The organism is Rhodoplanes roseus, assembly GCF_003258865.1.
GTDB lineage: Bacteria > Pseudomonadota > Alphaproteobacteria > Rhizobiales > Xanthobacteraceae > Rhodoplanes > Rhodoplanes roseus.
Genome location: NZ_NPEX01000294.1, coordinates 1 through 6747 on the forward strand (window position 1 = coordinate 1; position 6747 = coordinate 6747).

5 protein-coding genes are annotated in these 6747 nt (G+C 71.8%); 3 read left to right on the forward strand and 2 right to left on the reverse strand.

The features are described from left to right. On the forward strand, positions 1 to 2384 hold a 2384-nt coding region (locus CH341_RS26165; protein ID WP_111421899.1), incomplete at its 5' end, for a DUF2339 domain-containing protein. Positions 2385 to 2394: 10 nt separating this feature from the next. Here the strand turns inward: CH341_RS26165 and bcsS are convergent. Beyond that, positions 2395 to 3102, reverse strand: coding sequence for a cellulose biosynthesis protein BcsS (gene bcsS, locus CH341_RS26170; protein WP_170149815.1), 708 nt, complete (start codon positions 3100 to 3102; stop codon positions 2395 to 2397). A gap of 281 nt (positions 3103 to 3383) precedes the next feature. On the opposite strand from bcsS, the gene CH341_RS26175 reads away from it, so the two are divergent. Both CH341_RS26175 and CH341_RS26180 read left to right on the forward strand, forming a co-directional pair. Next, the gene (locus CH341_RS26175; protein ID WP_170149816.1) at positions 3384 to 4634 is read left to right on the forward strand and encodes an MFS transporter; all 1251 of its coding nucleotides are present in this window, start codon (positions 3384 to 3386) and stop codon (positions 4632 to 4634) included. 389 nt (positions 4635 to 5023) lie between these two features. Next, positions 5024 to 6043 (forward strand): alpha/beta fold hydrolase, encoded by a 1020-nt coding sequence (locus tag CH341_RS26180; RefSeq protein ID WP_111421902.1) that lies wholly within the window; start codon positions 5024 to 5026, stop codon positions 6041 to 6043. Positions 6044 to 6049: 6 nt separating this feature from the next. Here CH341_RS26180 and CH341_RS26185 read toward each other — a convergent pair whose 3' ends face one another. Then, a complete protein-coding gene (locus CH341_RS26185) occupies positions 6050 to 6610 on the reverse strand; it encodes a Uma2 family endonuclease (RefSeq protein WP_111421903.1) in 561 nt (186 codons plus the stop codon). Positions 6611 to 6747: the final 137 nt, after the last annotated feature.

Sequence of the window (6747 nt, forward strand, 5' to 3'; positions counted from 1 at the left end):
CCGTCGCTCCCGAGCCGGAGCGCGGCTTCGAGGAGCGCTTCGGGACGCAATGGGTCGTCTGGGTCGGCGGCGTCGCGCTGGCGCTCGGCGGCATCTTCCTGGTCCGCTTCTCGATCGAGCAGGGGCTGATCGGGCCCGGCGTGCGGGTGGCGCTCGGCGCGCTGCTGGCCGCCGCGCTGGTCGTCGCCGGCGAGTGGTCGCGGCGCAACGAGCTGCGCCTCGGCGCCGTCGCGATCCCGAGCGCGCATGTGCCCAGCATCCTGACCGCGGCCGGCACGACCGTCGCCTACGCGACCGTCTACGCCGCCTACGCGCTGTACGGCTTCCTGGCGCCGCCTTTGGCCTTCCTGCTGCTCGGCGTCGTCGCGCTGGCGACGCTCGCGGCGGCGCTGCTGCACGGGCCGGCGCTCGCCGGCCTCGGCCTCGTCGGCGCCTATGTGACGCCGCTGCTGGTGTCGAGCGACGAGCCGAGCTTCTGGGCGCTGTATCTGTATCTCACCGTCGTCACCGCGGCCGCCTTCGCGCTCGCCCGGGCGCGGCTGTGGCGCTGGCTGGCGCTGACCGCGGTGTGCTTCGCGACGCTGTGGACGCTGCCCGGCCTCGCGGAGGCGGCGGTCGCGACGGCCGTGCCGCACACCGTGTACATCGTGATCGGCTTCGCGCTGGCCGCCGCCATGATCGTCGCCGGCCTGCTGTTCGGGCCGGACGCGACGCCCGACACGGTCGACGAGATCTCGTCGCTGGCGCTCGCCGCCTGGCTGGTGCCGGCGGGTCTTCTCACCATGGTGAGCGGCCACGACTCCGTCGCGCTGACGGGATTCACGCTGCTGGTCGTCGCCACCGTGGGCATCGCGCGAAAATCGCCGGCGGCGCTCGGCGCCGCGCCGGTGGCGGCCGGGCTCGCCGTGCTGGTAATGGCCGAGTGGGCGACCGAGACGCGGCTCGACACGCTGATCGCGCCGGCCGGGCCGGTCGCCGGCGCCGTGCCGGAGCCGGTGCGCGCCTCCTTCATGCTGCACATGCTGGCCGGCTTCGGCTTCGCAGCGCTGTTCGGCGCCGCCGGCTTTTTCGCACAGGGGCGCTCCGAGCGGGCGGTGATCCCGCAGGTGTGGGCGTGGTGCGCCATCGCGACCCCGCTGGCGATTCTGGTCGCGCTCTACTGGCGCATCGCCGGCTTCGACCGCTCGATCCCGTTCGCCGGGCTCGCGCTGCTGCTCGCCGCGCTGTTCGCGGTGGCGACCGAGACTCTCGTGCGCCGCCCCGTGCGCCCCGGGCTCGCGGCCGGACAGGCGATCTTCGCGGTCGGCAGCGTCGCGGCGCTGGCGCTCGCCCTCACCATGGCGCTGGACAAGGGCTGGCTCACCGTCGCGCTCGCCCTCACGGTGGCCGGCATCGCCGCCGTCGAGCGGCAGCGGCCGCTGCCGGCGCTGCGCTGGCTCGCCGCCGGCACCGCGCTCGTCGTGCTCGCCCGCATCGGCTGGGAGCCGCGCATCGTCGGCTCCCTGGTCGGCACGACGCCGGTCTTCAACTGGCTCCTGTGGGGCTACGGCGTCCCGGCGCTGGCGTTCTGGACGGGCGGATATCTGCTCCGCAAGCGCGCCGACGACGGACCGGCCCGCACCGTCGACACGCTGGCCATCCTGTTCACGGTGCTGCTGCTGACGCTGGAGATCCGCCACTTCGTGCAGGGCGGCGACATCTACCGCCCGGCCGGCCCGCTGACCGAGGTCGGCCTGCAGGTCGCCGCCTGGCTCGCGATGGCGATCGGCCTCGAACGGCTGCGGCTGCGCACCGGCTCGATCGTGCACGACATCGGCGCGCTGGCCATGGCGGCGCTGGCGCTCGCCGGCATCCTCGGCGGCCTCGTGCTGCTCGCCGACCCGCTGGTGACGGGTGAGGCCGTCGGCGGCCCGCTGGTGAACCTGATCCTGCTCGGCTACGGCATCCCGGCCGTGCTGGCCGCGATCCTGTCCCTGGTGGCGCGGCACACCCGGCCGATGGCGTACCGGGCCGTCGCCGCCACTGCGGCGGTGGGCCTCGCGATGCTGTGGCTCAGCCTGGAGATCCGGCGTGCCTATCACGGCGCGGTGCTGACCATCGGGCCGACCACGGATGTCGAGCAGTACACCTACTCGGCCGCCTGGCTCGGCTTCGGCGTCGCGCTGCTGCTCGCCGGCATCCTGCTGCGCTCGCAGCCGGCGCGTCTCGCGTCCGCCGCCGTGGTGACGCTGACGATCGGAAAGGTCTTCCTCTACGACATGGCCGGCCTCACCGGCATTTTTCGCGCGCTGTCCTTCATCGGGCTCGGCCTCGTGCTGGTCGGCATCGGACTGCTGTACCAGCGCCTGCTGTTCCCGCGACGGGCACCGCCGCCGGCGGCGTGAGCCGCAGGCGTCACATCTTGGTCAGCACGCCGATCCGGACATAGAGGCCGGAGCGGTGGTCGGAGTCGGTGACCCAGCCCATGCCGGCGGACCACTGGTAGGGGCCGTATTGCAGGGCGGTGCCGTGCAGCCCGGCCCGGAGCTGATGATAGGTGGCGTCGCCATAGGCCTGGACCTCGGGACCGACGAAGAGGCCGCCGTACCAGGTCTGCAGCATCCGATAGCCCGCGGCGGCGCCGGCGCCCCAGCCGTGCCCGGTCGAGGACCAGGTCGCGTGGGACTTCACCATGACGTCCTGGAGCGGCTCCCACCAGGTCTCGAGGCCGAGCCTCATGCCGGCATGCGGACCGCGCAGCGGATTGCCCGGATCGACCGGCAGGGTCCATTGGTCCTGCAGGTCGATGCCGCCGTGCACCACGGCGATGAAGCGGTCGCGACGAAAGATCCAGCCGGGAGTCACGCTGAGGAGCGTCTGGGCCGCCTCGATCGGCGTGCGGCCGACGCGGTACTGATAAGTTCCGGCGCCGGCCAGAACCTTGAAGACCGGCCCGTCATGCGCCAGCCCGTCGGGCGCCCAGGCGAAGCCGCCGTGCAGAAAGCCGCCGGCCCGCCAGAAATCCGTTCCGCCGAACAGCAGCAGGCGCTCGGCCTCGAGCGTCGCGAGCAGATCGGCAGAGACGGGTGCGGTGGCAGCAGGCTGCGCCGAGGCGGCCGGCATGCACACGGGAGCACCGAGCAACGCGGTTGCCAAAGCGACCGCGCCGATTCCCGACCGGCACATGGCACGATCCCGTGGAAACCGGAATGCTCAGGTTCGCCGCACCTGTGACGCAAGCCTAGCGAGCGCGCCGGCGGAGATCCACGCGAACAAAACCGGAAATGCGAGGAGCAAATGCACGAAGGCCACGCGCCGTTGCAGGGGAGCCACAACCGCAGCGCCTTGCCGGAAGGCGCCTAGCCCGTGTTAGGATCGCGCTCCCGCTCGCAGGACGTTTTCTCATGCCCCCGACCGATCGGCGCGACAGCGATGGCGCGAGCCACGCGGTGCAGCAGACCCGGCGCACCATCGGCTTCCTCAATGTCGCGCACGGCATCGACCACTTCGTGCTCGGCATCTTCCCGACCGTGGTGATCGGGCTCGAGGTCGTCTACCAGCGGCCCTATTCGGAGCTGATCGTCCTCTCCACCGCTATGTTCGTGGCCTTCGGCCTGTTCTCGCTGCCGGCCGGCTGGATCGCCGATCGCTTCAGCCGCCGCGTCATGATGGCGGTGTTCTTCATCGGCTGCGGCCTGTCGCTCGTCGGCTGCGCGGTCGCGCCGACGCTGCCGATGCTCGCCGTGGCGCTGTTCATGCTCGGCGTGTTCGCCGCGATCTATCACCCGGTCGGCATGGCGATGCTGATCCAGGCCTCCAACGCGCGCGGGCGCACGCTCGCCTTCAACGGGGTGTGCGGCAATCTCGGCGTCGCGCTCGCCTCCGGCGTCACGGCGGTGCTGGCCTCCTGGCTCGGCTGGCGCGGCGCCTTCTGGGTGCCGGCGCTGGTCTGCGTCGCGATCGGCATCGCCTATCTGGCCATGGTGGCGGACGACCGCCACGAGACCGCCAGCCGCACCCGCGTCGCCGAGATCGTGCTGCCGCGCGCCGCCGCCATCACGTTCTTCAGCCTCTACACCATCATCTCGTTCTGCGGCGGGCTCACCTTCAACACCATCGTGGTGGCGCTGCCCAAGATCGTCGACGAGCGGCTCGGCGGCGGCGTCGCGCTCGCCGCGGTGGGCGGGCTCGCGACCGCGGTGTTCCTGTGCGGCGCCGTCGCCCAGCTGGTGATCGGGCGCGTCGCCGAGAAGGTCGCGCCGCACATCCTGTTCGCCGTCGTGGTGGCCATCCTGTTCGCCGGTGCGGCCTGGGCCGTGCGGGCCGAGGGCATGCTGCTGATCGCCGCGCTGGCGGTCGTGATGGCGGCGCTGTACGGGCAGGTCACGGTGGGCGACATGGTGATCGCGCGCTACACGGCCGACGCCTGGCGCGGGCGCGTCTATGCGGTGCGCTACTTCCTGTCCTTCGCGTCGTCGGGCGTCGCCGTGCCGGTGATCGCGCTGCTGCATGCGCGCGGCGGCTTCGACCTCGTGCTGGTCGCGCTGGTGGCGGTCTCGGCCGTCTTCCTCGCCGCCGTGCTGGGGCTCGTCGCCGTGGTGACGCTGGCGACGCCGCGCCTGCACGTCGCGGCCGACCCGACGCCGGCCGAGTAGGCGGGCGCCCGCGATCGGTATCGGACTCCTGAATGCGCGTGCGTGAAAATTCTTCGCGGCGTTAACCTGTCGTTAACCGTCCGGCCTCATCCTGATCAAGACAAGGGCGCTCCGGCGCCAACGGCCACGGCGGACACGGTGACGCCGGATGAACGCGCATCGCGCACTTCGTGGTCGTGACTAATCCCGCGCGGGGCGGGTTGGGGGACCAGCGTCTTGCGACGCTGACGGAAGAGGCCCGGGCGAGAATGCCCGGGCCTTTTTCGCGTTCGGGCGCCCGCTCGTGCCGCGGCCGCCACCGGGGCCGCCGCATTGCGGAACGTTCGCGGCCGCAGGGGCTTTTCGTGGCGCAGACGGGGCCGGGGGGCCGCCGAACGGAGGCCATCGGGATGCGAGCTCTCACTGCTGTCGCCGCTGCGGCCCTCCTCGCGCTGCCCGGCGCCGCCCTGGCCCAGGACGCGGCGCGTCCCGCCGTGAAGCTCTACGGACTCCATCTCGAAGGCTACCCCTATCCGTTTCCGCTGGAGCGCCACGCGTTCACGTCGCAGCACGAGAGCGTCACCATGTCGTTCATGGACGTGGCGCCGCGCGGTCCGGCCAACGGGCGCACGGTCGTGCTGCTGCACGGCAAGAACTTCTGCGCCGCGACGTGGAAGCGCACGATCGAGGTCCTGGCCGGCGCCGGCTACAGGGTGATCGCGCCCGACCAGATCGGCTTCTGCGCGTCGAGCAAGCCGGAGGACTACCAGTACAGCTTCCAGCAGCTCGCGACCAATACCATGGAGCTGCTGCGGCAGCGCGGCGTCGACAAGGTCACGGTGGTCGGCCATTCGATGGGCGGCATGCTGGCGGCACGCTTCGCGCTGATGTTCCCGGCCATGACCGAGACGCTCGTGATGGTGAACCCGCTCGGGCTGGAGGACTGGCAGGCCGCCGGCGTGCCTTACGGCACCATCGAGCAGGCCTACCAGGCCGAGCTGAAGACCAGCTACGACACCATCCGGGCCTATCAGAACAAGTTCTACTACAACGGTCAGTGGACGCCGGACTACGACCCGCCGGTGCTGATGCTCGCCGGCCTCTATGCCGGCCCCGGCAAGGAGCTGGTGGCGCGCGCCGGGGCGAAGACCTCGGACATGATCTTCACCCAGCCGGTCGTCCACGAGTTCCCGAACATCCGCGTGCCGACCGTGCTGATGATCGGCCAGCTCGACCGCACCGCGCCCGGCGCCAACCGGGCGCCGCCCGACGTCGCCGAAAAGCTCGGCGACTACCCGGCGCTCGGCCGCAAGGCCAAGGCCGCGATCCCGGGCGCGACGCTGATCGAGTTCGACGGGCTCGGCCATGCCCCGCAGACCGAGGATCCGGCCCGCTTCCACGAGGCGCTCCTGAACGCGCTCGGGCGCTGAGGCGGGTCACTCCATGCGGACGCGCCGGTAGACCTCGCCGAGCGGCAGGGCGATGCCGAGCGCCGGGAGATCGATCACGGCGGCCGCGCCGTCGACGACGAGAGGGCCGGCCGGAAACCCGGCGGCCGTCCGGGTCCAGACCCAGGCCTTCACCTCGTCCTGAGCGACGACCAGGTAGGTGCCGAGGCTCGGCAGCGCCAGATACTCGGCCGCCTTGTCGCCGAGATCGATCCGCTCGGAGGAGGGCGACAGCACCTCGGCGATCAGCACCGGCGCGGTCGCGGTGTGGTCGGTCACGGGCTCGCCGGCGCGATCGACGACGATATCGGGAAACCGGACCGTCGCCGGGCCGACGTCGACGCCGAATTCCTGCCCCACCGCCCAGGTCTCCGGATCGATCCGCGCATCCAAGGATTTGGCGATGTTGAAGGAGATCTGCCAATGCCCCCGCGGGCCGCCGGTCATCATCGCGATGCGCCCCCGCACGAGCTCGTAGTTCTCCGCCTGGCGCTCGGCCCAGGCCAGGAAGGCGGACTTGTCCATCTGCACGGGGGTCCGGATCGTCATGACGGCCTCGTTAGTCGAAGCCAGTCTAGTGGATCCGGGGGCGAGGCGGGGAGTGGCAGCCGCAATGCGCGTGCGATGGGCCGAGGCCCTCGCTTCACCCTCCCCTGGAGCGGGAGGGTCGACCGCTGAAGGCGGGC